Annotated in this window: 27 protein-coding genes; 10 read left to right on the plus strand and 17 right to left on the minus strand. The window is 67.3% G+C overall.

Annotation, left to right across the window (positions count from 1 at the left end; translation table 11 throughout):
- Positions 1-39: 39 nt before the first annotated feature.
- Both ACW179_RS01640 and ACW179_RS01645 read right to left on the minus strand, forming a co-directional pair.
- Positions 40-1,464 (minus strand): Y-family DNA polymerase, encoded by a 1,425-nt coding sequence (locus ACW179_RS01640; protein WP_492064238.1) that lies wholly within the window; start codon positions 1,462-1,464, stop codon positions 40-42.
- A gap of 139 nt (positions 1,465-1,603) precedes the next feature.
- Positions 1,604-2,380, minus strand: a complete 777-nt coding sequence (locus tag ACW179_RS01645; RefSeq protein WP_492062295.1) for an ImuA family protein — start codon at positions 2,378-2,380, stop codon at positions 1,604-1,606.
- Between the two features lie 112 nt (positions 2,381-2,492).
- Between ACW179_RS01645 and ACW179_RS01650 the strand changes: the two genes are divergently transcribed.
- Together ACW179_RS01650 and ACW179_RS01655 are read left to right on the plus strand one after the other, a co-directional pair.
- The gene (locus ACW179_RS01650) at positions 2,493-5,717 is read left to right on the plus strand and encodes an acetyl-CoA carboxylase family protein (RefSeq protein WP_492062297.1); all 3,225 of its coding nucleotides are present in this window, start codon (positions 2,493-2,495) and stop codon (positions 5,715-5,717) included.
- Between the two features lie 162 nt (positions 5,718-5,879).
- Entirely contained in the window at positions 5,880-6,551 is a 672-nt protein-coding gene (locus tag ACW179_RS01655; RefSeq protein ID WP_492062299.1) for a DUF6624 domain-containing protein, read from the plus strand.
- 754 nt (positions 6,552-7,305) lie between these two features.
- On the opposite strand, the gene ACW179_RS01660 is transcribed toward ACW179_RS01655, so the two are convergent.
- From ACW179_RS01660 to ACW179_RS01685, 6 genes are all read right to left on the minus strand, one after another.
- Complete coding sequence (locus ACW179_RS01660; RefSeq protein ID WP_492062300.1) at positions 7,306-7,677, minus strand: VanZ family protein; 372 nt, start codon at positions 7,675-7,677, stop codon at positions 7,306-7,308.
- Positions 7,678-7,781: 104 nt separating this feature from the next.
- Positions 7,782-9,359, minus strand: coding sequence for a phosphoglycerate dehydrogenase (gene serA / locus ACW179_RS01665; protein ID WP_492062303.1), 1,578 nt, complete (start codon positions 9,357-9,359; stop codon positions 7,782-7,784).
- 13 nt (positions 9,360-9,372) lie between these two features.
- Positions 9,373-9,843, minus strand: a complete 471-nt coding sequence (locus tag ACW179_RS01670) for a hypothetical protein (RefSeq protein ID WP_492062305.1) — start codon at positions 9,841-9,843, stop codon at positions 9,373-9,375.
- A 9-nt stretch (positions 9,844-9,852) separates the two neighbouring features.
- Positions 9,853-11,025: a phosphoserine transaminase gene (locus ACW179_RS01675; RefSeq protein WP_492062307.1), complete on the minus strand. Its 1,173-nt coding sequence runs from the start codon at positions 11,023-11,025 to the stop codon at positions 9,853-9,855.
- A gap of 136 nt (positions 11,026-11,161) precedes the next feature.
- Positions 11,162-11,587, minus strand: coding sequence for a hypothetical protein (locus ACW179_RS01680; protein ID WP_492062309.1), 426 nt, complete (start codon positions 11,585-11,587; stop codon positions 11,162-11,164).
- 57 nt (positions 11,588-11,644) lie between these two features.
- Positions 11,645-12,187, minus strand: coding sequence for a hypothetical protein (locus ACW179_RS01685; RefSeq protein ID WP_492064369.1), 543 nt, complete (start codon positions 12,185-12,187; stop codon positions 11,645-11,647).
- Between ACW179_RS01685 and ACW179_RS01690 the strand changes: the two genes are divergently transcribed.
- Both ACW179_RS01690 and ACW179_RS01695 read left to right on the plus strand, forming a co-directional pair.
- The gene (locus ACW179_RS01690; RefSeq protein WP_492062311.1) at positions 12,157-14,052 is read left to right on the plus strand and encodes an ATP-binding protein; all 1,896 of its coding nucleotides are present in this window, start codon (positions 12,157-12,159) and stop codon (positions 14,050-14,052) included. The genes ACW179_RS01685 and ACW179_RS01690 overlap by 31 nt on opposite strands.
- A 113-nt stretch (positions 14,053-14,165) precedes the next feature.
- Positions 14,166-14,531: a hypothetical protein gene (locus ACW179_RS01695; RefSeq protein ID WP_492062313.1), complete on the plus strand. Its 366-nt coding sequence runs from the start codon at positions 14,166-14,168 to the stop codon at positions 14,529-14,531.
- 9 nt (positions 14,532-14,540) lie between these two features.
- Here the strand turns inward: ACW179_RS01695 and ACW179_RS01700 are convergent, their stop codons facing one another.
- The 4 genes from ACW179_RS01700 to thiD form a co-directional block, all read right to left on the minus strand.
- On the minus strand, positions 14,541-15,362 hold the full coding sequence (locus ACW179_RS01700) for a PhzF family phenazine biosynthesis protein (protein WP_492062315.1): 822 nt from the start codon (positions 15,360-15,362) through the stop codon (positions 14,541-14,543).
- A gap of 130 nt (positions 15,363-15,492) precedes the next feature.
- Positions 15,493-16,071: a nucleotidyltransferase family protein gene (locus ACW179_RS01705; protein WP_492062319.1), complete on the minus strand. Its 579-nt coding sequence runs from the start codon at positions 16,069-16,071 to the stop codon at positions 15,493-15,495.
- Positions 16,046-16,555 carry a hypothetical protein gene (locus ACW179_RS01710; protein ID WP_492062321.1) on the minus strand — a complete coding sequence of 170 codons (510 nt, stop codon included), beginning with the start codon at positions 16,553-16,555 and terminating at the stop codon, positions 16,046-16,048. The genes ACW179_RS01705 and ACW179_RS01710 overlap by 26 nt, the downstream gene beginning before the upstream one ends.
- The gene (gene thiD / locus ACW179_RS01715) at positions 16,552-17,370 is read right to left on the minus strand and encodes a bifunctional hydroxymethylpyrimidine kinase/phosphomethylpyrimidine kinase (protein WP_492062327.1); all 819 of its coding nucleotides are present in this window, start codon (positions 17,368-17,370) and stop codon (positions 16,552-16,554) included. Before thiD ends, ACW179_RS01710 begins: the two co-directional genes overlap by 4 nt.
- Before the next feature lie 196 nt (positions 17,371-17,566).
- Between thiD and ACW179_RS01720 the strand changes: the two genes are divergently transcribed.
- From ACW179_RS01720 to ACW179_RS01740, 5 genes are all read left to right on the plus strand, one after another.
- Positions 17,567-18,361 carry an inositol monophosphatase family protein gene (locus ACW179_RS01720; protein ID WP_492062332.1) on the plus strand — a complete coding sequence of 265 codons (795 nt, stop codon included), beginning with the start codon at positions 17,567-17,569 and terminating at the stop codon, positions 18,359-18,361.
- A gap of 84 nt (positions 18,362-18,445) precedes the next feature.
- Complete coding sequence (gene aroC, locus ACW179_RS01725; protein WP_492062337.1) at positions 18,446-19,567, plus strand: chorismate synthase; 1,122 nt, start codon at positions 18,446-18,448, stop codon at positions 19,565-19,567.
- Between the two features lie 151 nt (positions 19,568-19,718).
- Positions 19,719-20,222: a response regulator gene (locus ACW179_RS01730; protein ID WP_492062342.1), complete on the plus strand. Its 504-nt coding sequence runs from the start codon at positions 19,719-19,721 to the stop codon at positions 20,220-20,222.
- A 60-nt stretch (positions 20,223-20,282) separates the two neighbouring features.
- Entirely contained in the window at positions 20,283-20,519 is a 237-nt protein-coding gene (locus tag ACW179_RS01735; RefSeq protein WP_492062344.1) for a hypothetical protein, read from the plus strand.
- A 40-nt stretch (positions 20,520-20,559) separates the two neighbouring features.
- Positions 20,560-20,688, plus strand: a complete 129-nt coding sequence (locus ACW179_RS01740; protein ID WP_492062346.1) for a hypothetical protein — start codon at positions 20,560-20,562, stop codon at positions 20,686-20,688.
- A gap of 22 nt (positions 20,689-20,710) precedes the next feature.
- Here the strand turns inward: ACW179_RS01740 and ACW179_RS01745 are convergent, their stop codons facing one another.
- Positions 20,711-21,472 carry an MOSC domain-containing protein gene (locus tag ACW179_RS01745; protein ID WP_492062348.1) on the minus strand — a complete coding sequence of 254 codons (762 nt, stop codon included), beginning with the start codon at positions 21,470-21,472 and terminating at the stop codon, positions 20,711-20,713.
- Positions 21,473-21,571: 99 nt separating this feature from the next.
- On the opposite strand from ACW179_RS01745, the gene ACW179_RS01750 reads away from it, so the two are divergent.
- Positions 21,572-22,090: a GNAT family N-acetyltransferase gene (locus ACW179_RS01750; RefSeq protein WP_492062349.1), complete on the plus strand. Its 519-nt coding sequence runs from the start codon at positions 21,572-21,574 to the stop codon at positions 22,088-22,090.
- A gap of 80 nt (positions 22,091-22,170) precedes the next feature.
- On the opposite strand, the gene ACW179_RS01755 is transcribed toward ACW179_RS01750, so the two are convergent.
- The 4 genes from ACW179_RS01755 to ACW179_RS01770 form a co-directional block, all read right to left on the minus strand.
- A complete protein-coding gene (locus ACW179_RS01755; RefSeq protein ID WP_492062351.1) occupies positions 22,171-23,160 on the minus strand; it encodes a TerC family protein in 990 nt (329 codons plus the stop codon).
- A 93-nt stretch (positions 23,161-23,253) separates the two neighbouring features.
- A complete protein-coding gene (locus tag ACW179_RS01760) occupies positions 23,254-23,439 on the minus strand; it encodes a hypothetical protein (protein WP_492062354.1) in 186 nt (61 codons plus the stop codon).
- On the minus strand, positions 23,436-23,894 hold the full coding sequence (locus tag ACW179_RS01765) for a tellurite resistance TerB family protein (RefSeq protein WP_492062356.1): 459 nt from the start codon (positions 23,892-23,894) through the stop codon (positions 23,436-23,438). Before ACW179_RS01765 ends, ACW179_RS01760 begins: the two co-directional genes overlap by 4 nt.
- A gap of 248 nt (positions 23,895-24,142) precedes the next feature.
- Positions 24,143-25,039 carry a LysR substrate-binding domain-containing protein gene (locus ACW179_RS01770; RefSeq protein WP_492062359.1) on the minus strand — a complete coding sequence of 299 codons (897 nt, stop codon included), beginning with the start codon at positions 25,037-25,039 and terminating at the stop codon, positions 24,143-24,145.
- Positions 25,040-25,148: the final 109 nt, after the last annotated feature.

The raw sequence follows: 25,148 nt of genomic DNA on the forward strand, positions 1-25,148 counted from the left end.
GCCGACACCTCCCCCAGAGGGGGAGGATCAAGAACGCCCTCAACCAAACAGGCCATGGATCCACCACTTCGGCACCTCGTCGCCGCCAAACAGACCCTGCCGGAAGATCCAGAACCGGCCGCCGGCCTCGTCCTCGACGCGGTAATAGTCGCGCACCCGGCCCGGGCCCGTGGTCTCGAACTCGGCCCGCCACCATTCCTGGGCGATGCGCTCGGGCCCCTCGGCGCGGCGGACGCGGTGCGCGCGGCCGCGCCAGGTGAACTGGACCGGCGGGTCGTCGGGCACCTTGGCCAGGGCGGTGATCGCCTCGGGACGCTTGAACAGGCGCACCGGGCGGGGACGGCCCGGGTCCCAGATCTCGGCGGACGGCGGCGCCAGCGGCGCGCGGCGGATCACGGCGCGTTCGGGGACGTGGCTCTCGTGCGGATCGGCTCGCCAGACCCGGCCCTCGCCCAGCCGGTTGACCAGCCGGTCGACCAGCGGGGCCAGGGTCTCGTCCAAGCCCGCGCCGGCCTGCGCATCGAGCCGCGCCTGGGTCGCCGACAGCGGCTCGACCCCGGCGGCGAACACCGTGACCACCTCGATGCCGAAGCCGGGGTCGATGACCTCCAGCCGGGGAACCAGCAGCCGGGTCAGGCGGGCGGCGTCGCGCCCGGCCCGCGCCAGCCCGGCCCGGGCGGCCATCGCCTTGCCGTCCAGCCGGTGGAAGGCCACCTCGAAGCGCCGAGCCCCCTGACCTTCGGCCTCCAGCCGCCGGCAGATCAGGGCGGTGATGTCGCCGGTGGCCCGGGCCAGATCGTCAGGCGTGCTGATCGGCTCGGCGAAGGCCAGGCGCGCGAACCATGGACTGGCCGGCCGGCGAAACACCAGGGCCTCGCCCGCCGCGCCCAGGGCCTGGTCCAGGCGCTGGGTCAGGTTCAACCCAAAGCGCTTGGCCAGCTGGGCGCGCGGCAGGCCCAGCAGCTGGCCGATGCGATAGAGGCCCAGGCGCGGCAACTGGGCGGTGGCCGTCTCGTCCAGCCGCAGAGCCGCGACCGGCAGATCGGTCAGCAGGGCGCGCTGGCCATCGGGCGGCGCGATCTGGCCGCCTTCGCCAAACCGGGCAAGCGCCCAGGCCGCGCCCGCCGTATCGGCGATGGCCGCCCGGGCCGGAACGCCCCAGCGGGCCAGTCGCGCCATCAGGTCAGCCAACATCAGGGCCTCACCGCCCCACAGATGGTCGGTGCCGGTAATGTCGAGAAACAGACCGTCGTCCCCGTCGATCGCCACGGCCGGCGAGAACCGCACGCACCAGTCGCTCAGGGCCTCCAGCGCCGTCCGGTCAGCGGCGGGGTCGTGCTCGACCGTGACCAGATCCGGAGCCAGGGCCAGGGCGTCGGCGACCTTCTGGCCGGGATGCAGGCCCAGCCGCATGGCCGCCTCGTCGAGCGCCACCAGCCGCCGGGTGCCGGCCTCGGTAGCGATCAGGGCGAGGGGGGGCGGCGATCCTCCCCCTGAAGGGGGAGGTGTCCGCGCAGCGGACGGAGGGGGAAGACGAACGACTGTTGGGGCGACTTCCCCCTCCGGCCCTTCGGGCCACCTCCCCCTCTGGGGGGAGGATTTCTCACCCCGCCCGTCGGAAGCCCGTCGCAGCCAGGTCGTGATCGGCCAGTTGGGGCACCAGACGGAAAGAATGCGGGCCATCATCGGCCTCCGGGGACTCCAAAATCCAGACGCCGGGGCGACCGCCCCGGCAGCGTTCAAGCTCGACCCGCCAGCGCGGCGGGCCCAGGCCAGGATCGCCCGGCGGCGGCTGGCTGGGGGCCCCGGCGATGCGCCAGCGGCTGAAGGCCGAGGAGCCCGACACCGTTCGCGCCCGCCCGGCCGCCCCGCCATAGGGCCGGCGATGCAGCAGCACCCCGAAACTGCCGCGCTTCTCGCAGGCCAGCTGCAGACGACGCCCGGCCTTCAGCTCCGGAGCCTCCGCCTCGCCGACGGCGGCGGCGACCCCGACGGTCGACAGAGCGTCCTCCAGCACCGACAGCACCTCGGCCTCGTCGCGGGCCTTGACCTGGATCAGCCGCTCGGTCGGGAAGCCCAGCCCCGCCAGACCCGGGGCATGCAGGTCATCGCGCCGCATCACCCAGACCACCGCCCCGCTGGCCAGCAGCGGCCGGGTCAGGCGGGCGACGAAGGCGGCGGGGGCGGCGGCGGTCTCGTCCTCCAGCCCGTCACCCATCACCTCGTGCCAGCAGCCCGACGGCAGGCCGCCGCCCGGAAAACAGCTGTCGATGGCGGGCTCGCCAAAGCTCAGGACCGGTGTCGGAGTCCGAGTCCCTGCTTCCAGAGCAGCGATCCGGCCCTTCAAAGCCACAAGACGCGCCTGGCGCGATCCGGGCATGGTTCCAATCCTCTTTGTTCCACTTTTGTTCTGATCTTGCAGGGTTGGAGAGTCAAGCCGGGACCGTCATTGTGCGTCAAACGGTCGTATGAACCGTGAGCCGGGAGCTCCCATGACCTTCAAGCGCGTGCTGATCGCCAATCGCGGCGAAATCGCTGTCCGCATCGCCCGCGCGGCGGCTGAGCGGGGGATCGGGAGCGTGGCGGTGTTCGCCACCGACGATGTGGCAAGCCCGCACGTGGAGGCCGCCGACCAGAGCGTCGCCCTGTCCGGCACGGGGGCCAAAGCCTATCTCGACATCGCCGCCGTGATCGCAGCCGCCCAGGCCAGCGGGTGCGACGCCCTGCATCCCGGCTATGGCTTCCTGTCGGAGAATGCCGACCTGGCCCGGGCCTGCGCGGCGGCCGACATCACCTTCATCGGCCCCTCGCCCACGCATCTGGAGACCTTCGGCGACAAGGCCGCCGCCCGCGCCCTGGCCCAGCGGCTGGGCGTGCCGCTGATCCCGGGCACGGGCGCGCTCGACCTGGCCGGGGCCCGGGCCTTCCTGGCCGAGCACGGGGCGATCATGCTGAAGGCCCGGGCCGGCGGCGGCGGGCGCGGCATGCGGGCCGTGCTGGATCCGGGCGAGCTGGACGCCGCCTTCGCCGCCTGCGCCCGTGAGGCGAAAGCCGCCTTCGGCGACGAGGGACTCTATGCCGAACAGCGCATCGACCGGGCCCGCCATATCGAGGTGCAGATCGTCGGTGACGGCGTGTCGGTCTTGGCCGTCGGCGACCGCGACTGCTCGCTGCAGCGCCGCAACCAGAAGCTGGTCGAGATCGCCCCGGCCCCCAACCTGACCGAGGCCACACGTACGGCCATGGCGACGGCCGCCCAGGCCCTGTGCGCCGGCTATCGGGGTCTGGCGACCGTGGAATATCTGCTGGATATCGAGACCGGGGCCTTCGCCTTCATCGAGACCAATCCCCGGCTGCAGGTCGAGCACACGGTCACCGAAGAGGTCACGGGCCTGGACCTGGTCGGCCTGCAGTTTGCCCTCGCCGCCGGAGCGACCCTGGCCGAGCTGGACCTGACCACGGCCCCGCCGCCGGTCGGCGTGGCCATCCAGGCGCGGGTCAATGCCGAGACCCTGAACGCCGATGGCCAGGTGAAGCCCTCTTCGGGCACGCTGAGCGCCTATGCCCTGCCCGGCGGACCGGGCGTGCGGGTGGACGGCGCGGGTGCCGTCGGCCTCAGGCTCGGCGGGGCCTATGACAGCCTGCTGGCCAAGGTGATCGCCCGCGGCCGCAGCGCCCGCGAGGCCGTCGCCCGGCTGAACCGAGCGCTGGCCGAGTTCACGATCACTGGCGTGGCGAGCACCGCCCCGCTGGTGCGGGCGATCCTGGAGACCCCGGAGGCGGCGACCGGCGCAGCCACCACCCGCTTCATTGAGGATCACGCCGCCACCCTGTCGGCCCGCGCCAAAGCCCTGTCGCCCGTCGTCGTCCAGGCCGAGACCGCCTTCGAGACGCTGGACGGTGCCGTCGCCGTGGCCGCCCCCCTGGCGGCCACAGTCGGCGCGATCAGCGTGGCCGAGGGCGAGTTGGTCCGGCCGGGCCAGGCCCTGGCCGTGCTGGAGGCCATGAAGATGGAGCATCTGGTCGTCGCCACCGCCGGCGGCCGGGTGCTGAAGCTCGCCGCCACCCCGGGCCAGACCGTGGCCGAGGGCCAGCCCCTGATCTTTCTGGAACCGGTCGAGGTCGAGGCCGCAGAGGCCCAGGACGCCGCCGTCGAGGATCTGGACGCCATCCGCCCGGATCTGGCCGAGGTCATCGCCCGCCACCGCTTCACCCTTGATGAGGCTCGCCCCGAGGCGGTCGCCCGCCGCCGCAAGACCGGCCATCGCACGGCGCGGGAGAACATCGACGACCTGGTCGATCCCGGCAGCTTCTTGGAATACGGAGCCCTGGCCATCGCCGCCCAGAAGCGGCGGCGCACCACTGAAGACCTGATCGCCAACACCCCGGCTGACGGCCTGATCACCGGGATCGGCACGGTCAATGGCGGCCTCTTTGCGCCCGACAGGGCCCGCACGGCGGCCCTGGCCTATGACTTCACCGTGCTGGCGGGCACGCAGGGGGCGATGAACCACCGCAAGACCGACCGGCTGATGGCGCTGATCGCCGACCAGAAGCTGCCGGTGGTCTGGTTCGCCGAGGGCGGCGGCGGCCGTCCGGGCGATACCGACACCACCAGCGTGGCCGGGCTGGACGTGCCGACCTTCCGCAGCTTCGCCCAGCTGTCAGGGATCGTGCCCAAGATCGCCATCGTCGCCGGCCGCTGCTTTGCCGGCAATGCCGCCATCGCCGGGCTGTCAGAGATCATCATCGCCACCCGGGACTCCAACCTGGGCATGGGCGGGCCGGCCATGATCGAGGGCGGCGGGCTGGGGGTGTTCAAGCCCGAGCAGATCGGCCCTTCGGCTCATCAGTGGGCCAATGGCGTCATCGACATCCTGGCCGAGGACGAGGCCCACGCCACGCAGCTGGCCAGGCAGGCCCTGTCCTATTTCCAGGGTGCCCTGCCGACCTGGACCGCCCCCGACCAGCGCCGTCTGCGCAATGCCATCCCGGAAAACCGCCTGCGGGTCTATGACGTGCGCGCCCTGATCGCCGGACTGGTCGACGAGGCCTCGTTCCTGGAACTGCGCGGCGGCTTTGCGGCCGGCATGGTCACCGGCCTGATCCGCATCGAGGGCCGGCCCATGGGCCTGATCGCCAATGATCCGCGCCATCTGGGCGGGGCCATCGACTGCGACGGGGCCGAGAAGGCCGCGCGCTTCCTGCAGCTGTGCGACGCCTTCGCCCTGCCGGTGCTCAGCCTCTGCGACACGCCCGGCTTCATGGTGGGACCGGGCAGCGAGGACGCCGCCGCCGTGCGCCGGGTCAGCCGCCAGTTCATCGCCGGCGCCAAGCTGCGCTCGCCCCTGTTCACTGTCGTCACCCGCAAGGGCTATGGCCTCGGGGCCCAGGCCATGGCTGGCGGCAGTTTCCACAGCCCCGCCTTCATCGCCGCCTGGCCCACGGGCGAGTTCGGCGGCATGGGCCTGGAGGGCGCCGTCAAGCTGGGCTACCGCAAGGAGCTGGAGGCGTTGAGCGACCCCGCCGAACAGAAGGCCCTCTATGACCAGTTGGTCGCGAGGCTCTATGCGGCCGGAAAGGCCACCAGCATGGCCGCCGCCCTGGAAATCGACGCCGTGATCGACCCGGCCGACACCCGACGCTGGGTGGTCGGCGGGCTGGACGCGGCGGCAGGGATGGCCCGGCCTTGGGCGGTGCGGGTGGATAGCTGGTGAGGGGGAGCGGGCTCACGAAGCGGACCTTTCGGGAGGCCGCTGGAGGTGGTTTCGAGACATTTCAGACCAGCGTAAACTCTGATCCTGCCGTCCAGCGCGCTTGCCGCCCTGTTCAGCGTATGAGAGTTAGGTAGATGATCACAACTTTTACGCTGGATGCATATGACTGTCTGGTTCCTGGCTACGATGCTGGCGTTGCAGAGTGCCCCAGCCCTTTCCCCTGAAGCCACCGCTCGCATTGCTCCAGTCGCGGCGGCAATCCGGTCGGAGCAACAGAGGCAGGCTGGCTTGCCGCCTCCGTCTGGAGTCGCCGAAAAACTCGTGCGGATGGTGGCTATCGAACAGGCCGGGCGCAAAGCGGCCATCATCGTCGATTTGCACGATCTCCCCAAACCCGAGCGGGACGCCGCCACGGCAGCGATGTGGGCACCCATCACGGCGGTCGACAAGGCCAACCAAGCAGACTTGCTCGCCATGTTGCCGCCTGAGGGCTGGTTTTATACGAGCAAATACGGCTCGGCAGCTTCAAGGGACGCGTTCCTGATCATACAACATGGCGACCTTGATCTGTGGCGCCGGTTCGTTCCCGTGCTGGAGCCCCTCGTGGCTAAGGGAGAGGTCTCCGGAGAAACCTACGGCATGATGTTCGACCGCTTGGCGATCAATGAGGGGCGGCCGCAGCGCTATGGCAGTCAAATGACGTGCAGAGCCGGCAAGCTTGTCGTCGATCGGCTTGAGGACCCTCCTCGCGTCGATGAGCGCCGTAGGGCGATAGGATTTCACCAGACACTTGCTGAGTACGAGCAACTCTTCGCCAACTACCCACCCTGCTAGGCATTGGGTCTGACGGCCGGAGCATCCGCTAGTTCCCCGTCCTGCGTCCAACGTCCGACTAGGGTCATGAACGAAGACTGGGACCGCTCCGCAAACCGGACATTCATGTGCCGTCTAGGAAGCAGGCCTTCTGAGGGGCCGATAAGGGTGGTTAGTGCGCCATAGCTCTTAGCGCGTGGCCCTTGGGAAGCTCGGATTCAGGCACGTTTTTCAATAGTCGCGATGACATCGATAGGGCGCGCTCAATGAGATTTTCGTCTGTCATTTCATCCAGACACTCAACGACTAGCCAGCGCGCGCCTATTGGATCGGGACATGAGGCACAGAATAAAAGGAGAGCCGCATCAGCGTATGCGTCCATGGTGCCAGCAGGCTGCATGAGTATATCTAGCAAGCTGGACAGAAGCTGCCTCTTCTTTTGCTCGTCAGACTCAACCACTAGCCCCTCCACATAGCTTACCATGGCAGCATAGCTTCGCTCGTCAATGTCCGCTCAGGGTCGGGAGCGGAAACGCGCACAACGCCAGAAACCAGACCTTCGCCCCCTGTTCAGAGGCCGGAGGCCGAAAGCTTCCATGCAACATCGTCTGCGGCGACAAGTCCTTCTCCCGCAAGGGGAGAAGGCTTGGGTCCTGCCAGGCTCGGGAACAGGTTTCCCCTCCCCCCGAAAGCCGACGCCCCGCGTCCGGCTCATCCTTAAATCTCCTGGAGGCTGCAGCGTGCCGGTCTGCGACGCCAGGATCACAACCCCGGCCTAGAACTTCGTCCGCTTCTGCCAGGTGGCGATAACCATCGGGGCGAACACCGCGCCGATGCCGCAGGCGTCGGCCAGGATGTCGCCGCGCGAGGCGTCGCGGCCGATGATCGGCAGGGCCTGCAGCACCTCGATCAGGATGCCGAAACCCAGCAGCACGCCACCGATCCGCCAGAAACGGCTGGCCGGCAGGGCGATGACCGCCAGGGTGGTCAGAACATAGAAGACGATGAAGTGCTTGGCCTTGTCCCAGGGGATCAGGCCCACGCTGTCGTCGCCCGGCAGCAGGGCCTGCCACAGGGCATAGGCGCACGCCGCCGCGAACACCGCAAAGGCCAGCCGGTTGATTTTGCGGTTGGAAAACAGCGTCATGAAACGGGAGCCTGTCAGAACGGAAACGAGCGCCGCCGTAACCTTCGGAAATGTCCGGAAGATGACGACGACGCCCGCTATAGCCGACGGAGGTTGCGATAGTCCTAGAAGGTCAGGGCGCGGGCTTCCTTGACGTGCGGAAGCGCCTGAATCTTGGCCAGCAGGGCCGCATCCGGAGCCTGATCGACGCCGACCAGGGCGATGGCGTCCTCGTCGGCCGAGACGCGACCCAGGTTGAAGGTGGCGATATTGACGCCCGCCTCGCCCAGCAGCATGCCCAGCGCGCCGATGAAGCCCGGCTTGTCGAGGTTGTTGATATAGAGCATGGCCGGCGAGAAGGCCGCGTCCAGTTCCATGCCCTTGACCTCGACCACACGCGGCGCGCCGGCGATCACCGTGCCGGCAAAGGCGCGCTTGCCCTTTTCGGTGGTGATGGTGATGCGCATCAGGCTGTCATAGGTGGGGCTGACTTCCTGGCGGCTCTCGGAGACGGTGATGCCGCGCTCCTTGGCCACGGCAGGCGCGGAGACCATGTTGATCTCGGCCAGCATGGGTTTCAGGATCCCCGACAGGGCGGCCGAGGTCATCGGCTTGACGTTGAGGTTGGCGACCTCGCCCTCATAGGCGATGTCGATGGCCTTGATACCGAAGTCGACCATCTGGCCGGCCAGGGCCCCGATCTTTTCCGCCAGGGCCACGAAGGGCTTCAGCTTGGGCGCTTCTTCAGCCGTGATCGACGGGCTGTTCAGGGCGTTGGTGACGGCGCCGGTCAGCAGATAGTCGCTGACCTGCTCGGCGACCTGCAGGGCCACATTTTCCTGGGCTTCGCTGGTGCTGGCACCCAGGTGCGGCGTGGCCACGACGCGGTCCGACCCGAACAGCGGGTTTTCCTTGGCCGGCTCGGTGACGAAGACGTCAAAGCCGGCGCCGCCGACATGGCCACTGTCGAGCAGGGCGCGCAGGGCAACCTCGTCAACCAGGCCGCCACGGGCGCAGTTGACGATCAGCACGCCCTTCTTGGTCTTGGCCAGGTTTTCGGCCGACAGGATGTTGCGGGTCTTGTCGGTCAGGGGCGTGTGCAGGGTGATGACATCGGCGCGGGCCAGCAGGTCGTCCAGCTCGACCTTCTCGACGCCCATCTCGATGGCGCGTTCGGGCGACAGGAACGGGTCGTAAGCGACGACCTTCATCTTCAGGCCCAGAGCCCGGTCGGCGACGATGCCGCCGATATTGCCGGCACCGATCAAGCCCAGCGTCTTGGCGTAGAGCTCCACGCCCATGAAGCGGTTCTTCTCCCACTTGCCGGCCTGGGTGCTGGCGTCGGCGGCCGGCAGCTGGCGGGCCAGGGCGAACATCATGGCGATGGCGTGCTCGGCCGTGGTGATCGAGTTGCCGAACGGGGTGTTCATCACCACGATGCCCTTGGCGGTGGCGGCGGGGATGTCGACATTGTCGACGCCGATGCCGGCCCGGGCGATGACCTGCAGCTTGTTGGCAGCGGCGATCACGTCCTTGTCGAGCTTGGCGCCCGAGCGGATGGCGATGCCGTCATAGTCGCCGATGACGGCGATCAGTTCGTCTTTCGACAGGCCGACCTTGATGTCGAAATCGACGCCGCGGTTCTTGAAGATGTCGACGGCGGCGGGGCTGAGCTTGTCAGCGATAAGGACGCGGGGAGCCATGGTGGGGTGTTCCTTAATTCGGTAGCGCGGAATCGACGGCGAGCCAGGTCGCGATGTCGTCCGGCGAGGGGGAGGAAGGTCCCAGGCGCCAGGCGAGGGCGATCGGCAGCCTGGCGTCGGGAGGTGTTTGTTGCAGGTTCAGGCGAAGGCTGGAGGGTCCGTAACTGGCCCAATCCGTCTGGAAGCCCTTGCGGGTCAGCCACTCAAAGTCGCGGGTCGCAACACTGAGACGGCCGCCGGCGAGATCGAACGTAATGCATTCGAGATTCTCGCCGGATTCCGGATCGCCTTCGCCGTCGAAGCTGAGCTCGACCGTCAGATCTTTAGCGGGGCGCGTGAGGACGATTTCGATCAGGGACGTCTCGATCCGTGTCCCATCCTGCATCGTCCGCGATGCCTCGCCTTGCTCGATCCGGGTGCCCCCATCATCGCCCGAAAGCGTGATGAGAACAGGGCCGAGCGGTGTGACGATCCGCTCTTCCATCGAAGCGGCTTAGGCGACGACCAGCTCGGCCGAGACCGTGGCGAAGGCCCAGTCCAGCCAGGGGGTCAGGGCTTCCAGATCCGAAGCCTCGACCGTGGCCCCGCACCAGATGCGCAGGCCGGCCGGGGCGTCGCGATAGCCGCCGATATCGAGGGCGGCACCCTCTTTTTCGAGCAGGCTGGCCAGCTTCTTGGCGAAGTCGGCCTGGGCGTCTTCCGGCAGGGCGGCGATGGCGGGATCGACGACCTTCAGGCACACCGAGGTGTTGGAGCGGATGTCCGGCGTAGCGGCCAGAAAATCGACCCAGGGGGTGCGCTCGACCCAGTCAGCGATCACGGCCAGGTTCTGGTCGGCGCGCGACTGCATGCCTTCCAGACCACCGATGGACGCCGCCCACTTCAGGGCGTCGAGGGCATCTTCCACGCAGAGCATGGAGGGGGTGTTGATGGTCGCGCCTTCGAAGATATCGAGGGAAACCTTGCCGCCCTTGGTCATGCGGAACAGCTTGGGCATCGGCCAGGCGGGGGTGTAGCTCTCGAGGCGGGCCACGGCGCGGGGCGACAGGATCAGCACGCCATGCGCGCCCTCGCCGCCCAGGGCCTTCTGCCAGGAGAAGGTCACGACATCCAGCTTGGTCCAGTCCAGTTCCTGGGCGAAGGCGGCGCTGGTGGCGTCGCAGATGACGATGCCTTCGCGGTCGGCGCTGATGAAGTCAGCGTTCGGGACGCGGACGCCCGAGGTGGTGCCGTTCCAGGTGAAGACCAGATCCTTGGCCGGATCGACCTTGGTGGTGTCAGGCAGCTGGCCATAGGGCGCGTCGAGCACCTCGACGTTGGGCAGCTTCAGTTGCTTGGTCACGTCGGTGACCCAGTCCTTGCCGAACGATTCGAAGGCCATCAGTTGCACCGGGCGAGCGCCCAGCATCGACCACATCGCCATTTCGACGGCGCCGGTGTCGGAGCCGGCGACGATACCGATCAGGAAGTCGGCGGGGACTTCCAGCACGGCGCGCGTCTGGTCGATGGCAGCCTTCAGGCGGCCCTTGCCCAGCTTGCTGCGGTGTGAGCGACCCAGCACGGCGTTGCGGAGATTTTCGGGGGTCCAGCCGGGCCTTTTGGCGCACGGGCCGGAAGAGAACTCGGGGCGAGCCGGGCGTTGCGCCGGCTTGGCGAGGGTAGTCATAGCGATGTCTCCCATCCTTACAGATGGACAGCGCCCCGTTGGGGGGGCGTGGCCCGCCGGCGAGAAACTCTGTTTCAAACCGAAATGCAAGGACGGAATTTGTCGCGGGGGTCGGTTATCCCCACAGATTCGGCAATTATTTTCCGAGCACAGCGCGTTTACGCGCGGCCATGATCGCACCGAACAGGATGCAGACCAGCACGCCCAGCGTGTCGATGTTGTTGACTGTGGAGTAGAGATTGTCGTGCGGGCGATCCGCCACCAGATAGTAGGCGTGAAGGCTGAACTGCACAGCCTGCAGGATCATGGCCCCACCCAGCCAGACGCTGGCATGGCGCAGGGCCAGAAACAGAAAGCCCATCGCCAAAAGGGCCTCATCAATGAGAAGCAGGATGGGTCGCCACTCTTCACTCGCAAACCGGTGCACCGCCATTGCCGCCAACGCCGCGAGCAGCACAAAGACGATTCCCAGGCGCTCTGGCCGGCCGCCCTTGATCCACGCAAAACCGCAGATCGCGAGAACCAGTCCCCAAGCCAAAACGGGAATGATCGATGAGTACATGAAAAAGGCCTCTAACCGAGATTAGAGGCCTTTGGCGTTAAACTATTGCAATGTTCGTCAGATCGCTTCGCGAACCGAACGAACCTCCGCCAGACCACGGGTGGTTTCAGGGGGCTTGTCTTCAATGCCGACCATCTTGGTACGGACGCCGATACGCAGTTTCACGTCGTTGAGTTCGCCGTGCATTTCGACCATCGCCGAGCGGGCCTGGCCCAGGGCGGCGAGCGCTTCCACCAGCTTGGCGCTGGCGCGGTCGCCGACCACGGCCGACAGACCGATGTCCTTGCGCGCCTTCAGCATGTCGGCCATCAATTCGGCCGCTTCCACCATCGCCGCGTCAATCGCGTTTTCCGTTGCGAACAACTTGTTCGCCACGCGCTGTGCCACAAAAACCTTTTCCACGCCCATACTCCACTTGAGGAAACCTGTCGAAAAGGTAAACAAAGTCTTAACGGCTTCGCAATCGTTAATACGCGTTAGCGTTGTTTTGTCGCGCTTGATCGGGCCTTGGAAGCGAAACGTTAGGGTTGTGCCGTCAAACTGGGTGCTGGTTTTGATCCGGACGGCCCATGTACGACCCGCTCCGCAGTCCTGAAACACCGACGCACGCGCCTTTGCAGGCGCGAATCGCTGGCGTGGCGCTCCTCACCACGGTCATCGCTCTGGTCGTGGCCTGCGCCTGCTTCATGGTTCAGCAATGGAGCGTGGCGCGACAGGAGGCCCGGGCCAATCATCAGGTTCTGACCCAGATGGTCGCCATCGGCGCAACCGCGCCCCTTGCGGCCGGTGACCTGGCCGGCGTTCGTCAGGCGCTGAAGGCCGTCGACGATGCGCCGCACTTGGCCGGTGCCCGCATCCTGGATCTTCACGGCAAGGTGCTGGCCCAGGTGGGCACCGCGCCGGTCACAGACGAAGCGGTCCAGACCCTGCGTCGCGACATCACCCTGGACGGCCGGCGACTGGGCGCCCTGGTACTGACCGCCCACGAGCCTCGTCTCAGTGAGATTCTGGCCCGCGACCTGGCGCTGACCGGAACGCTGTTCTTCGGCTCGGCCGGCCTGGCGATCCTGCTGGCCAACGGCCTGGCCCGGCGCATGACCCGCCCGATGCAGCGCCTGACCGAGGCCATGCAGGGCGTGGCCGCCGACGGCCGCTTCCAGCCCGTGGACCAAACCAGCGAAGACGACGTCTTCCACAGCCTGACCGAGAGTTTCAACCAACTGGTCGCCCGGCTGGAGCACAATGACCACGACCTGCGCGGCGCCATGGCGCAGCTGGTCAAGGCGCGCGACGACGCCAACGCCGCCAATGTGCTGAAATCCCACTTCCTGGCCAATATGAGCCACGAGATCCGCACCCCCCTGAACGGCGTACTGGCGATGGCCGAAGTCATGGCCATGGATGATCTGAAACCCGCCCAGCGCGACCGCCTGGCGGTGATCCGCGACTCCGGCGGTCTGCTGCTGGCCGTGCTCAACGACGTGCTGGACCTGTCGAAGATCGAGGCCGGTCGCCTGGATCTGATCCCCGCAGACTTCGACCTGGGCACCCTGGCCTCGACCCTGCGCGACGGCTACATGGCCGAGGCGCGCGCCAAGGGCCTGGCGTTCGAGGTGGCCGTGGCAGCCGAGGCCCAAGGCATCTGGCGCGGCGACGCCGATCGCCTACGGCAGATTCTCGGCAACCTGGTCTCCAACGCCCTCAAATTCACCCCGGCCGGCGCGGTGGCCGTGCGCTTCGCCTCAGCCGAGGACGGTTCGGGCCTGCGGATCGACGTGGCGGATACAGGCATCGGCATCGCGGCCGACATGCAGACCCGCCTGTTCGACAAGTTCGTCCAGGCTGACAATTCGACCACGCGCGAGTTCGGCGGTTCGGGCCTGGGCCTGGCCATCTGTCGCGAACTGACCGCCCTGATGGGCGGCGGCGTGGCCGTGCAGAGCCGCGAGGGCCAGGGCTCGACCTTCACTGTCGTGGTGGCGATGCCGCGCGGCGAGGCGAGCGCCACCCTTGCGCCGCCGCTGGACGCCGCCGCTCCGGTGGAGCCCCCCAGCGACAGCGCCCGTCCGCGCCTGCGGGTGCTGGCCGCCGACGACAATCCGACCAACCAGAAGGTCATCGAGGCCGTGCTGGCCCCGCTCGGCGCCCTGGTCGAACTCGTCGATGACGGCGCGGCCTGCGTCGAGGCCTGGAAGCGCGGATCGCACGACATCGTTCTGATGGACATCCACATGCCCGTCTTGGACGGGGTGGAGGCCGCCCGCGCCATCCGCGCCCTGGAGATCGCCCACGGCCGCCGCCGCACGCCCATCGTGGCCGTCACCGCCAACGCCCTGGCCCATCAGGTCGAGGGCTATCTGGCCGCCGGCATGGACGGCCACGTGGCCAAGCCCATTGAGATCACCAAGCTCTACGCCGCCATCGAGGCGGCCGTCAGCGCCGCGCGGCTGGCCGACGCCGCCTGATCCCAATGTGAACGCCAGACAACGAGCGGCTCAGAACCGCTTCAGGCTGGACGTGGTGTCTTGTGTTCAACGCCGCTCAACGGAGCGGCGCAACGTCACAAGGAACCGAACCGATGAAAAAGATCATCCTGTCGATCACTGCGGTCACGGCCCTGGCCGCCGCCGCCCTGCCCGCCGTCGCCTCGGCCCAGTCGATCAACCAGCGCCAGGATCGCCTGGAATGGCGGATCGAGAAGGGCGAGCGCAACGGAACCCTGACCCGCCGCGAAGCGCGCCGCCTGACGATCGAACTGCGCGAGACCCAGCGCCTTGAAGCCCGCTATCGCCGGGATGGCCTGAGCCGCTGGGAACGCGCCGATCTGGATCGCCGCTTCGACCGGATCAGCGCCCAGATCCGCTATGAGCGCCAGGACCGCGATCGCGACTACGGCCAGGGCTACGGCGAAGGCTACGGCCACGACCGTCCGCATCGCTGGTAGGCTTTGAAATCAGGCCGGCTCCAACCGGAGCCGGCTTTCGATCACCGTCACGCCGCGGCCGCGCAACAGAACGCGCGCGCCGCGGTTTTCGCAGTCCAGGTCGCCGCCCCGCCCCGGATAGGCCTGGTGGAAACTCAGGGTCTGTCGCCCCAGCTTGTCGGCATAGAGCGGCGCAAGGATGCAATGCGCCGAGCCCGTGGTCGGGTCTTCAGGGATGCCAAAGCCCGGTGCGAAGAACCGGCTGACCACCGCATAGGGCCGGCCGGGATCGGCTGTGGCGACCACCACCACCTGGCCTGGCCCCCCGCTTGCCTCGCCCTCGATACGCTTGAGGGCCATGATGTCGGGGCTCAGGTCCCGCACGACGGCTTCGCTTTCGAGCACCGCCACCAGATAGGTGCCTGCCCACATCTCGACCGGCGTCGCGCCCAGCGCCTCGGCCAGACCCTCAGGCACGGCCGTGCGGCGCGGCGGGTCGGACGGAAAGTCCATCTCCAGCCGCTCGCCGTCGCGGCGCACGGTCAGCGCGCCCGACAGGGTGTCGAAGGTCAGCAGCGGCGCCGCGACGCCCAGTTCCTCAAACAGCGCATGGGCTGCCGCCAGGGTAGCGTGGCCGCACAGCGGCGCCTCCAGGGCGGGGGTGAACCAGCGCAGCCCGAAGCGGGCCGGATCTGCAGTTTTCAGCAGGAAGGCGGTTTCGGCCTGATTGTTCTCGGCGGCCAGGGCCTGCATCCAGGCGGTGGACGGCCACTGGTCGAACGGCTCGACCACGCAGGCCGGGTTGCCCTTGAACGGGCCGGCGGCGAAGGCGTCGATGGTCCACTGGCGCATGGCGCGGGCTCCTCTGGCGGATGGCCTCGACAGTGCTAGTTCGCATTGATCCATGGATCAAAGATTACATTGTCATGGTGACAATTATGGCCACCGCTCATCCCCGCTTTCGCCGGGATGACAAGCTCGGCTACCCTTCCACCCTGATCTCCGGCCACCGCGCCTTGGCTGAGGCCGTGGTGCGTTCCCAGCCGCCCGCGCCCTTCAGCCGCAGGGGATTGGGCCGCAGGTGCATGGCGAACAGGTCCTCCAGGCCGAACGGCGCAAAGACGCTGAGGCTGTCGTCGGCCTCCATCCGCACGCCCACGCAGAAGGCGGTGGCGACAAAGCGCTTGAGGGCCGCCGCGCTGGTTTCCAGCGGCGGATAGGGCTCGTCGGCCCCGAACTTCTGCTCGAACCACAGATGCACACGGGCCTGGTTGCGCACCTCGACCAGCTCGCGCAGCGGCGGCTCGAAGGCGGCGGCCACGCGCCGGATCACCACATCCTCGGCCTCATAGGAGGTGTCAGAATCGTCGTGATAGGCGAGGTCATAGTCCTTGATGCCGTAGTCGGGCGCGCGACCGGTCAGATGGTTCCAGACCGGCTGGTAGATCGCCCCGGAAAAGACCATCGCGTCGGGCAGGTCCAGATCCCGCGCGACCCGCAGCACGTGCATCGTGGTCGGGACGCCTTGGACGATCTCAATAAGGCGTTCTTCCAACGTCATCAGGTGCCCTCTGCGTATCGATGAGGATGGTTTGTCTGGACTCCCAGGGCGCTTTAATCGCAGCCAGATTTTGGGGTCTCGTGCAAAAATTATTGGGAACGCCGTCGATGACCGCCTTATCGGATCCGACCAAAGATCGAACAGCAATTACACGGCAATCCTTCAGCCGAACAACGACCGTTTCATACGAGCCCACGACCATCCCCGATATATTCAGGCCTTGGAAACGAGGACAAAATTCTCTCAGCCTCGAATTATCGGCCGAGCTCTTTATCGAACTCAATAAAGAAACGTAGCCTAAATTATCGAAAAAAAGACCAGGACTAGGTTCATGGACGCAGGTGAGATCGGCTCCGTCACGAAATGCTTCAGATAGATTGATCGGCGCTTCGGGATACGAAACATGTATCGCCTCGACGCGTACACATCCGATCAATGACAGGCTCGTCAATCCAAGGGCGAAGGCAAGCACGTGCTTCGTCATCTCCGCAGCGCCCACCCATGGTCCAGCGGCCCATGCCCCGCGCCGAAGCCCGGAGCGCGCAGCATGGCCTCGTGCACATAGTTCCAGGCCCGGGCGACGGCCTGTTCCAGCGGCAGGCCCTGGGCGAGGCCGGCAGCGCAGGCGCTGGCCAGGGTGCAGCCGGTGCCGTGGGTGTGGCGGGTGTCGATCCGCTCGCCCTCGAAGCTGGTTTCGCCGGACGGGGTCATCAGCACATCGACCATCCGGTCGCCCCCCTCCTGACTTGGCAAGATATGGCCACCCTTCATCAGCACGGCCCGTGCGCCCATGGCCAGCAGAGCCTCGCCGGCCCGGCGCAGGTCGTCTGTGGTCTCGACCGTCAGACCCGTCAGGGCGGCGGCCTCGGGCGCATTGGGGGTCAGCAGGGCCGCGCGCGGGATCATCAGGCTTTTCACCGCCCCGATGGCGGCCTCGGCCAGCAGGCTGGCCCCGCCCTTGGCGACCATCACCGGATCGATGACGGCCGGAACGCCCCTGGCATGGTCCAGAGCCGCCGCCACGGTCTCGACCACCGCCACATCGCCCAGCATGCCGGTCTTGATGGCGTCGGCCCCGATGTCGTCCAGCACCGCCCGGGCCTGGGCGGCGATGATCTCCAGCGGGATCGGATGCACGCCGGTGACGCCCAGGGTGTTCTGCACGGTCACCGCCGTGATCGCCGTGGCCGCATAGCCGCCGAGCGCGGTGATGGTCTTGATGTCGGCCTGGATGCCCGCGCCGCCGCCGGAATCCGATCCGGCGATGACGAGCACACGGCCCTGAAAGGCTTGGGTCATGTCTGAGGTCATAAGGGGGAATCGGCTGCCACGGGAGACCCCGCGCGCCCAACCTTGCTTTCCGGGGGCTGCGCGACTAGGTTCCGCGCCCAATTCCCCGATCTTTCTTACCGCCGTACGCACTTCCCCCGCCGTCTTCGCCTTTCAACAGAAGGGCGTCGCCGCTGCGCAGGGGGACCTATGAGGATAACCCGCCTTGGCCACCCCCTCCGCCCTTCTGAACGTGATGATCGACGCTGCCCGCAAGGCGGCCCGGGGCCTGGCCCGCGACTTCGGCGAGGTCGGCGAACTTCAGGTGTCCAAGAAGGGCGCGGCCGATTTCGTCAGCAATGCCGACCTCAAGGCCGAGCAGACCATCTTCGAGATCCTGGAAAAGGCCCGCCCCGGCTACAGCTTCCTGGGCGAGGAACGCGGCCTGATCGAGGGTACCGACAAGACCCACACCTGGATCGTCGACCCGCTGGACGGCACCACCAACTTCCTGCACGCCATCCCGCACTTCGCCGTCAATATTGCCCTGCAGCGCGAGGGCGAGGTGGTGGCCGGCGTCACCTATAACCCGATCAGCAACGACCTCTTTTGGGTCGAAAAGGGCAAGGGCGCCTTCCTGGGCGCCGAAAAGCGCCTGCGCGTCGCGGCCCGCCGCACTCTGGATGAAAGCGTGCTGGCCACCGGCGTGCCGTTCCTGGGCAAGCCCGGCCACGCCCAGTTCCTCAAAGAGCTGCACCAGATCAGCCAGAAGGTCGCCGGCGTGCGCCGCTTCGGCTCGGCGGCGCTGGACCTGGCCTGGGTGGCCGCCGGTCGCTTCGACGGCTACTGGGAGCGCAACCTGCAATCGTGGGACGTCGCGGCCGGCGTGCTGATGGTCACCGAGGCCGGCGGCAAGGTGACGACCATCGAGGAGCACGGCAATCCGGTGGACGGCACCTCGATCCTGGCCACCAACCAGGATCTGCATCCCCTGGTGCTGGAGCGCCTGCGGGCGGTCTGACGACCCTCCGCGCCCTTCCCTTCCAGACGGGGTCGCCCTCAAGCGGGGGCGCGCCCCGCTCCGTCTTCCGGTAGAAGCGCCGCCATGTCGCACAACACCTTTGGTCACCTGTTCCGCGTCACCACCTGGGGCGAAAGCCACGGGCCGGCGCTCGGCTGCGTCGTTGACGGCTGCCCTCCGGGCATCGCACTGACGCCAGAGATGATCCAGGCCTTCCTCGACAAGCGCCGCCCCGGCCAGGGCAAGTTCGTCACCCAGCGCCAGGAACCGGACGCGGTGCGCATCCTGTCGGGCGTGTTCGAGGACCCCCGCACCGACGGCCAGCGGACCACCGGTACGCCGATCAGCCTGATGATCGAAAACACCGACCAGCGCTCCAAGGACTATGGCGAGATCGCCCGGGCCTTCCGCCCAGGCCATGCCGACTATCCCTATTTCGCCAAGTACGGCGTGCGCGACTATCGCGGCGGCGGGCGCAGCTCGGCCCGCGAGACCGCCGCGCGGGTGGCGGCGGGCGCCATCGCCCGGCTGGTGATCCCCGGCGTCACGGTGCGCGCGGCCCTGGTCCAGATCGGGCCCCACGCCATCAACCGGGCCAACTGGGACTGGGACCAGTGCGAGCAGAACCCCTACTGGTCGCCCGACGCCGCGATCATCCCGGTGTGGGAAGAGCATCTGGAAAAGATCCGCAAGGCCGGCTCCTCGACTGGGGCCATTGTCGAGGTTGAAGCCACCGGCGTGCCCGCCGGCTGGGGCGCACCGCTGTATGGCAAGCTCGATGCCGAACTGGCCGCCGCCCTGATGTCGATCAACGCCGCCAAGGGTGTCGAGATCGGCGAGGGCTTTGCCAGCGCTGCCCTGACCGGCGAGGACAATGCCGACCAGATGCGGATGGGCAATGACGGCCCGATCTTCACCAGCAACCATGCCGGCGGCGTGCTGGGCGGTCTCTCCACCGGTCAGCCCGTGGTGGCCCGCGTGGCGTTCAAGCCGACCTCCTCGATCCTGATCCCGCGCGAGACGGTCAATGAGGCGGGCGAAGACGTGGAACTGCGCACCAAGGGCCGCCACGATCCCTGCGTGGGCATTCGCGGCGTGCCGGTGGTCGAGGCCATGACGGCCTGCGTGCTGGCCGACGCCTTTCTGCGCCACCGCGCCCAGACCGGCGGCGGGGTCTTCTCACCGGGCCAGAGCGGGCGCGGCTAAAACCCGATTTGTGGAGATCTGACCACTGAAAACGTTGGGTTTTTCAGCTTGACCTTACAGATTGCAGAACTGTAGTACTGCGCCACGTCCCGGCCGTCGGAAAAAAAGCCAAGAAAAATCAGCGCAGAAGCGCGTCGACAAAAGTGAACGCGTGCGCTTCGATCTCCTCAACATCCTGCTCGTCGATGACAACCAGCACATGCGGCTGTTGTTGACCGAGATGCTGCGCGCCATCGGCGTGCGCAACATCCATGAGGCGGTCAATGGCGAGGAAGCCCTCAACAGCCTGCGCCGCACCCCCATCGATATCGTCATTTCCGACCTGAAGATGGGCACCCTGGGCGGGATCGACTTCGTCACCCTGCTGCGCCGCTCGTCCAGCAGCCCCAATCCCATGGTACCGGTGCTGATGGTCACGGGCCACTCGACGATGAAGCGGGTGCAGGCCGCGCGCGACGCCGGGGTCAACGAGTTCCTGACCAAGCCAGTTACCGGCCGCAACCTGGTGCACCGCCTGACCCTGCTGATTGAGGAGCCGCGCCAGTTCATCCGCACCGGCGGCTATTTCGGCCCCGACCGGCGCAGACGCACCGTGGCCAATTTCAACGGCCCCTGGCGCCGGCACGATGACGCATTGGACATCGACTTCGCCTGATACGCGGCCTTAACGTCTGTTAGCCATGATGACGCCCTGCTTGTTCGACAGGACTGCGCCATGGCCCGCAAGATCACCGTCATCGCCCTCGCCCTCGTCACCCTGGCCCTGCAAGGCTGCGCGGTCGCCATCGGCACCGTGGCCGGCACGGCCATCGGCGTCACCGGCGCCGCCGTCGGCGGCGTGGCCAAGGTCGGCGGCAAGGTTGTCGTCGCCACCGGCAAGGCCGTGATCCCCGGCGAAAGCAAGAAAGACCGCGAGCGTCGCGAATTCAACGCCTGGAAGCGCTCGCAATAGGGCGACGGAGAGCGGGCGGCCCTTCAACGATCCGAGGGGCTTGGCACCCGCTTTACATCACCTAAAATCTTGTCATCCCGGCCGCAGCGCAGCGGAGAGCCGGGACCCAGGGGCAACCGCACTGCGCCGGCCCCTGGGTCCCGGATCGCGCTTCGCGCGTCCGGGATGAAAAGGATATCGTGGCGCAGGCCCTAAACCACCCCCACCACCTCGCCCTCGCCTACCAAGCCACCCTCAGTCACGTTCACATAGACGCCGCAGAACATGTGGCCATAGTGCTCGAACAGGGCCTTGACCAGGTCGATGTCGCGCTCGGCAGTCGCCGGGTCGACATGGGTGGCCGCGCAGCGGACGATGGGCTTGAGGACCTCAGCCTGCGCCTCGCCCAGGGTCATCGACCGGCCGGTCCAGTCGTTCTCGATCCAGGCCGGCCAGCCTTCGACATAGAGATTGGCGCGAAAGCGCAGCGGGTCGACAGGGCGGCCCAGCCTGGCCTCCAGATCGCGCACGCTGGCCAGGTTGACGATGGAGACATAGCCCGACTTGCTGTCCATGAAGCGATGCGCGCCGGGGCCTTGTAGCACCCGTAGGGCGCCGCGCGCCTCTTCGCCGAGGAAGGCCGCCAGCCAGGCCTCGAACCCCGCGCGGCCGGCCGCGTCGCGCAGGTCGCCGGCAAAGTCGTCGAAGCCCGGGGCGGTCGCGCTCAGCACGCCGCTCGCCTCGTCATAGGCCGTGCGCACGGCCGCCACCTGGGCCAGTCGCGCCAGCACGGTGAAGCGCATCTTGGAGATGTGGACCGGAGCGGCGGGGTCGAAGCCGCTGGGGCCGTCTTCCACCGCATAGAGCCGGTCGCAGGGAAAACAGGCCCCGGCCACGAGGTCGGCGGTTTGCAGGCGCTCGGGCGTGAAGCCCTTTACGGGGTGGCGGTAGAGGGCGGCGATACGGGCTTCCATGGCGGCAGGGTCAGGCAGGATCGACGACGATGCAAGGGCGCGGTTGCCGGAGGGCGCGCGCGATGCTCTAGGTCCGCTGCCGCTTTTCCGGAGCCTGACATGCTGCTCGTCGTCGCCAAGGAGCGGGATCTTCCCGCTGTCGCCGCCCTGGTCAACGGGGCCTATCGCGGCGACGACGCCCAGAAGGGCTGGACCACCGAAGCGGCCTTCATGGGCGGTGAGCGCACCAGCGCAGGGACCCTCGCCGCCGATCTGGCCGCAAAGCCCGGCTCAGTGATCCTGACCCTGCGCGACGGTGAGTATGACCCGCCCTTTGCCAGCGTCTGGCTGGAGCCGGAGGCAGGCGACGTCTGGCTGCTGGGCATGCTGGCGGTGGACCCGGAGCGCCAGGACGGCGGCGTCGGCCGCGCCCTGATCGAAACGGCGGAGGCCTATGTCCGCGCTCGCAGCGGCAAGACGATCAGGCTGACCGTCATCGACATCCGCGACACCCTGATCGCCTGGTACGAACGCCGGGGCTACCAGCGCGCCGGCTTCGAGCCCTTTCCCTATAACGACCGCCGGATCGGCGACACCAGCGGGGAACTGCGCTTCGTGGTGATGGAGAAGGCGGTCTAGCGCCCTTGCCTATTCCGCTCTTCCCCGTTTTCGCGGGGAAGAGCGGCTATTGAACAGACTGCGGCAAAAGCCATCCCGCCTTAGCTGCCGGGTGTAGCCAGCGGACGCGCCTCTCGCGTCTTCCACAGCGACCAGCCGACGCCGGCGGCCAGGATGGCAAAGGTGATCGACAGCGACAGGGCGGCGGGGAACTTTTCCCAGCCCAGGGCGTCGGCGATGAAGATCTTGCCGCCGATAAAGACCAGCAACACGGCCAGGGCCTGCTTGAGATAGGCGAAGCGGTGCAGCACGGCCGCCAGGGCGAAGTAGAGGGCCCGCAGGCCCAGGATCGCCATGATGTTGGAGGTGTAGACGATATAGGGGTCGGTGGTGATGGCGAAGATCGCCGGCACCGAGTCGACGGCGAACACCAGGTCGGCCAGCTCCACCAGCACCAGGGCCAGGAACAGCGGCGTGGCCAGGCGGGCGACCTTGCCGGTGCGCGAGTCGATGCCCTGAACAAAGAAGCGGTCGCCCTCCAGCTGGTCGCTGATGGGCATGACGCGACGCAGCCATTTCAGGGCGGGGTTATTGGTCAGGTCCATGGGCTTGTCGCCCGCGAACAGCATCTTGATGCCGGTCAGGATCAGGAAGGCGGCAAAGATGTACAGCACCCAGCCGAACTGGCTGACCAGGGCCGCGCCGACGCCGATCATGATGGCCCGCAGCACGATCACCCCCAGCACGCCCCAGAACAGCACCCGGTGCTGCAGGGCGGGAGGAATGGCGAAGAAGCCGAAGATCAGGGCGATGACGAAGACATTGTCGATGGCCAGGCTTTTCTCGATCACGAAGCCGGTCAGATATTCAATGCCGGAGGTCGCGCCCAGTTGCATCCAGACCAGGCCGCCAAAGCCCAGGCCCAAACTGATATAGACCGCCGACATCAGCAGGCTTTCGCGGACGCCGATCTCGCGGGTCTTGCGGTGCAGAACGCCGAGGTCAAAGGCCAGCAGCGCGACGACGGCCAGCATGAAGCCGGCCCACATCCAAAGGGGCTTGCCGATCACCGGCAGGTATAAAAAGTCCATGATCAGGTTCTAGTCCAAGTTGCCGCCACAACTGCGCTGTCAGAGCCGCAGATAGCAGGCGAAAAATTCAGAAAAAAGACAGTCGGGGCACGCTCAGACCCGGATGTCGAGCATGCCCCGGTTCAAGGGTCGCGAGGCCGGCGCACGCTCAACGGAGTCTGGCGGCGACACGGGCTTGGCGGTTGGCTGGCTGGCGTGCGAGGCCGCCTGAACAAGGGTCTGCTGCGCCAACTGCAGCGACACCCAGGGGATCGCAGGGCTATAGCCGCCGACTCTCATCGCCGGCCTCCTGCGGTTATCAGCTCGAACTGGATGGGGTCCAGGCCCAGCAAGGCGCAGATGCGCAGCAGCACATCGCGCTCCTCGGCGTCGAGGCCGCCATCGGCCACGGCCACGGCGCAGGCCGAGTTGACGATCACCCGCGCCGCATCATCGCGGCCGCGCAGACGACGAATCGCCATCTCGGCATCAAAGCGGGCACCTTCGGGGTCCCGCTCGAAGCGCTGGTCCAGGCCCTCGAAGGCCTCCAGAGCATGTTCGACACCGAACACCGCCAGGGCCGCCAGGCCGCGCATGCGCTCCAGCATCCGCCCTCTCTCCTCCGGGGTGACCCAACCATCGGCATGGGCAACCAGGGCGCAGGCGGCAACCAGGGCGTCCAGCTGCTCCAGCTGGGACGGAGTCCAGGTGTCGGTGATCGGCATACGCTCGGCGTGAACTGAATTCATTGGCATCTAGGGCTCTCCTCTGTTGGGAGGGCGCGCCCGATACCGGACTTGCTGGGCAGCTGGGGGAAACGACCCTCTGGACCCGGCATCGAGCGCACCCGATGCGGTCCGACATCACGATCGCACTTTTCAGCACGACGATCGTCAGAGGGGCCCGGCCCGCTTTAGACAGATTGAACTTTTCTGCCGACTTGGCAAGGCCCGGGCTGATTGATCTTGAAAATAGCCTCAATGAGTTTTTGCAATGATGCCGATCAGGCCGCGCTACCGCCGCGCGTCATCGGCTCCAGCCTTTGCCGGTCAAGAGCCGAGAGGATGTAGTCGGCGAGACGCTCGGCCGCAGGCGGCGCGGCGCCCCGTGCCTTGATCAGGGCGATCTCGGCGTCCTCCAGGCGCGGCAGCCCCTCGGTCAGAATGGTCAGGTCATTCGGCGCCATTTCCCGTGGCAGGACGCTGAGACCCAGCCCCCCACGAAGGGCGGCCAACTGCCCGGCCAGCGAGGGGCTGGTATAGGCGGCGCGCCAGGCCCGCCCTTCCGCGTCCAGCGCCGCGATGGCGCGCTTGCGATAGACACAGGGCGACGGCGCCGCGACCAGCGGCATCGGCCCGGCGCGCTGGGCCAGTTCCGCGTCCAGGGCCACCCAGACCAGCGGCTCGCGCCAGACCCGCACGCCCAGATCCGGCCCCAGGGGCTCACGCTTGACCAGCGCCATGTCCAGCGTGCCCTCGCGCAGCCTGTCCAGCAGGTTCAGCGTCAGATCACAGGTCACCGTCAGGGCGACCTTGGGATGGCTGCGTGCGAAGGCGCCCAGGACCGTGGGCAGATGCAGGGTGGCGAAGTCTTCCGGCGCGCCCAGTCGCACCTCGCCCTCGACATCATCGGCCGCCAGACCGGCCAGGATCTCGTCATTGAGCCGCAGCAGCCGCCGGGCCTGGGGCAGGAACGATTCGCCCTGCTCGGTCAGGACGACATGACGCGGATCCCGCGACAGCAGGGACTGCCCCAGTTGATCCTCAAGACGGCGGACCTGCAGGCTGATGGCCGATTGCGAACGCCCCAGCCTTCCCCCTGCCCGAGTAAAGCTGCGTTGCTCGCAGACCACCAGAAAGGTGCGGACCAGATCCAGATCCAGGTTTGTCTGACGGGGCATGGCGATCCATCATGAGGATTTCTGATTATAAAGATAATCAGAATTAACAAGGGAAATCAACTCGACCCCTCTAGACCCACCGCGCGCCGCCAGGGCGTTGAAGGCCGGA

This window comes from Caulobacter sp. AVps18 (assembly GCF_058681425.1).

Bases quoted from the DNA above. Each gene is read 5' to 3' on its own strand.
- ACW179_RS01680 (WP_492062309.1), bottom strand. From the start codon at position 11,587: ATGTACTCATCGATCATTCCCGTTTTGGCTTGGGGACTGGTTCTCGCG.
- ACW179_RS01695 (WP_492062313.1), top strand. From the start codon at position 14,166: ATGAAAAAGATCATCCTGTCGATCACTGCGGTCACGGCCCTGGCCGCC.
- ACW179_RS01700 (WP_492062315.1), bottom strand. From the start codon at position 15,362: ATGCGCCAGTGGACCATCGACGCCTTCGCCGCCGGCCCGTTCAAGGGC.
- ACW179_RS01750 (WP_492062349.1), top strand. From the start codon at position 21,572: ATGCTGCTCGTCGTCGCCAAGGAGCGGGATCTTCCCGCTGTCGCCGCC.
- ACW179_RS01690 (WP_492062311.1), top strand. From the start codon at position 12,157: ATGTACGACCCGCTCCGCAGTCCTGAAACACCGACGCACGCGCCTTTG.
- ACW179_RS01735 (WP_492062344.1), top strand. From the start codon at position 20,283: ATGGCCCGCAAGATCACCGTCATCGCCCTCGCCCTCGTCACCCTGGCC.
- ACW179_RS01670 (WP_492062305.1), bottom strand. From the start codon at position 9,843: ATGGAAGAGCGGATCGTCACACCGCTCGGCCCTGTTCTCATCACGCTT.
- ACW179_RS01710 (WP_492062321.1), bottom strand. From the start codon at position 16,555: ATGACGAAGCACGTGCTTGCCTTCGCCCTTGGATTGACGAGCCTGTCA.
- ACW179_RS01760 (WP_492062354.1), bottom strand. From the start codon at position 23,439: ATGAGAGTCGGCGGCTATAGCCCTGCGATCCCCTGGGTGTCGCTGCAG.
- ACW179_RS01650 (WP_492062297.1), top strand. From the start codon at position 2,493: ATGACCTTCAAGCGCGTGCTGATCGCCAATCGCGGCGAAATCGCTGTC.
- ACW179_RS01645 (WP_492062295.1), bottom strand. From the start codon at position 2,380: ATGCCCGGATCGCGCCAGGCGCGTCTTGTGGCTTTGAAGGGCCGGATC.
- ACW179_RS01675 (WP_492062307.1), bottom strand. From the start codon at position 11,025: ATGACTACCCTCGCCAAGCCGGCGCAACGCCCGGCTCGCCCCGAGTTC.
- ACW179_RS01660 (WP_492062300.1), bottom strand. From the start codon at position 7,677: ATGACGCTGTTTTCCAACCGCAAAATCAACCGGCTGGCCTTTGCGGTG.
- thiD (WP_492062327.1), bottom strand. From the start codon at position 17,370: ATGACCCAAGCCTTTCAGGGCCGTGTGCTCGTCATCGCCGGATCGGAT.
- ACW179_RS01705 (WP_492062319.1), bottom strand. From the start codon at position 16,071: ATGACGTTGGAAGAACGCCTTATTGAGATCGTCCAAGGCGTCCCGACC.
- ACW179_RS01770 (WP_492062359.1), bottom strand. From the start codon at position 25,039: ATGCCCCGTCAGACAAACCTGGATCTGGATCTGGTCCGCACCTTTCTG.
- ACW179_RS01745 (WP_492062348.1), bottom strand. From the start codon at position 21,472: ATGGAAGCCCGTATCGCCGCCCTCTACCGCCACCCCGTAAAGGGCTTC.
- ACW179_RS01765 (WP_492062356.1), bottom strand. From the start codon at position 23,894: ATGCCAATGAATTCAGTTCACGCCGAGCGTATGCCGATCACCGACACC.
- aroC (WP_492062337.1), top strand. From the start codon at position 18,446: ATGTCGCACAACACCTTTGGTCACCTGTTCCGCGTCACCACCTGGGGC.
- ACW179_RS01655 (WP_492062299.1), top strand. From the start codon at position 5,880: ATGACTGTCTGGTTCCTGGCTACGATGCTGGCGTTGCAGAGTGCCCCA.
- ACW179_RS01755 (WP_492062351.1), bottom strand. From the start codon at position 23,160: ATGGACTTTTTATACCTGCCGGTGATCGGCAAGCCCCTTTGGATGTGG.
- serA (WP_492062303.1), bottom strand. From the start codon at position 9,359: ATGGCTCCCCGCGTCCTTATCGCTGACAAGCTCAGCCCCGCCGCCGTC.